2 protein-coding genes are annotated in these 1,646 nt (G+C 67.2%); one reads left to right on the forward strand and one right to left on the reverse strand.

What is annotated here, in order from left to right; all coding sequences use genetic code 11:
- Positions 1-46: 46 nt before the first annotated feature.
- Positions 47-921, forward strand: a protein-coding gene (locus ACEZDG_RS37845) for an IS5 family transposase (RefSeq protein ID WP_380519516.1) whose coding sequence is annotated in 2 segments (ribosomal slippage) — positions 47-413 and positions 413-921 — 876 coding nt in all. Because the reading frame shifts where the segments join, the coding sequence is not laid out codon by codon here.
- 16 nt (positions 922-937) lie between these two features.
- Here ACEZDG_RS37845 and ACEZDG_RS37850 read toward each other — a convergent pair.
- Complete coding sequence (locus ACEZDG_RS37850; protein ID WP_380519518.1) at positions 938-1,561, reverse strand: SMI1/KNR4 family protein; 624 nt, start codon at positions 1,559-1,561, stop codon at positions 938-940.
- Positions 1,562-1,646: the final 85 nt, after the last annotated feature.

Consider the following 1,646-nt stretch of genomic DNA (forward strand, 5'->3'; position numbering starts at 1 on the left):
CTAGGGTCTGTTTCATAAGTGGATCAAGGTCTGCAATGATCCACTCGTGGGGCGTGGGGATCTGACGAGTGAGCAATGGGCCAGACTGGAGCCGTTGTTGCCGGTGGGCAAGAAGCCGGGGCGACCTCCGGTCTGGTCCAAGCGGCAGCTGATCGACGGCATACGATGGCGGACGCGGACCGGTGCGCCCTGGCGCGACGTTCCCGCGCGCTACGGCGAGTGGGAGACCGTCTACGGCCTCTTCCGGCGCTGGCAGCGTGACGGTACCTGGAGCCGGATCCTCACCCAGTTGCAGGCCGAGGCTGACGCGAAGGGTTTGATCATCTGGGACGTGAGCGTGGACTCCACGGTCGCGCGGGCACATCAGCATGCGGCCGGCGCACGCAAAAGGGGGATCTCCAGCGGGACAAACCCGGCGGAGTCGCCGACGAACCCGCCGACCACGGACTCGGACGCTCGCGAGGTGGTCTGACGACGAAGCTGCACCTTGCGGTCGAACACGGTCAGAAGCCGCTGTCCTTCCTGATCACCGCCGGCCAGCGGAACGACAGCCCCGAGTTCCAGCCGGTCCTGGAGCGTATCCGGGTACCCCGCGTAGGTGTCGGCCGGCCGCGCTGCCGCCCCGATCGGGTGCGGGCCGACAAGGCCTACGGATCCCGAGGCAATCGCGACTACCTGCGCAAGCGTGGGATCCGCTGCACGATTCCGGAGAAGTCCGACCAGATCCGCAACCGCAAGAGGCTGGGTGCCCGCGGCGGCCGGCCGCCGCAGTTCGACAAGAGTGACTACCGCGAGCGCCACGCGGTGGAGTGCGGGATCAATCGCCTCAAGCGGCACCGGGCGGTGGCCACGAGGTACGACAAGCTCGCCGTCCGCTACGAGGCCACCGTCACTATCGCCGTCATCAACGAGTGGCTGTGAGGACCGGCTCTCAGCGTCAGAGTTCGTCGCTGACGCTGCCGTCCGGATGGCGGCGACTGAAGTACACGCGCCGGTCGCCCGGCTTCTTCTGCTTCTCGGCCTCGTACCACGGGACGAGTCGCGCCCACGCCTCGGTCTGCTGTGTGACGTGGGCCTGCAGCCAGTCGGTGAACCGGGTGAAGCTCAAGGTGGGCACATCGCCGGGACCATCGCCTTCGCAGTACGACCACACCTCGGGATCGGGCCCGGGGCCGTGCAGAAAATCGAACGCGTAGCCCTGGTGCATGAGGATGACCCGGTCCGACTCGGCGAGAACGAACGGGACGTCGTTCTCGGCCAGCAGTTCTCGTGCCGACTCGCCCAAGCCGATGACGGCCGGATAGAAGACATCGCTGCCCTGCAGGAAGTGCCCGGCACCGCCGCCGATCACTGCTAGGAAGCAACGATAGGCGTCCGCGAGAAGCGCGGGCTGGTCACGCTCAATCCTGTGGATCTCATCGTCGGAAAGCCCGCGAACCTGGCCCGCCACCGCCGTGGTGCCGTCAACAACCGCTGCGGTCAGCGTGCGGACACGGTCCTCCGGTGAGACCGTGCCCCGCCTGTCTCCGTCGGATTCCTGAGCCTTCCCCCAAGCCGCCATGCCGCCTCCGAGTCCCGCGCCACCCCCTTCGGCTGGCCCCTCGGAAGCCTACGCGTCACCTGATCCACTTCTGAAACAGGCTCTA

Source organism: Streptacidiphilus alkalitolerans, from assembly GCF_042511045.1.
In the GTDB taxonomy this organism is placed as follows: domain Bacteria; phylum Actinomycetota; class Actinomycetes; order Streptomycetales; family Streptomycetaceae; genus Streptacidiphilus; species Streptacidiphilus alkalitolerans.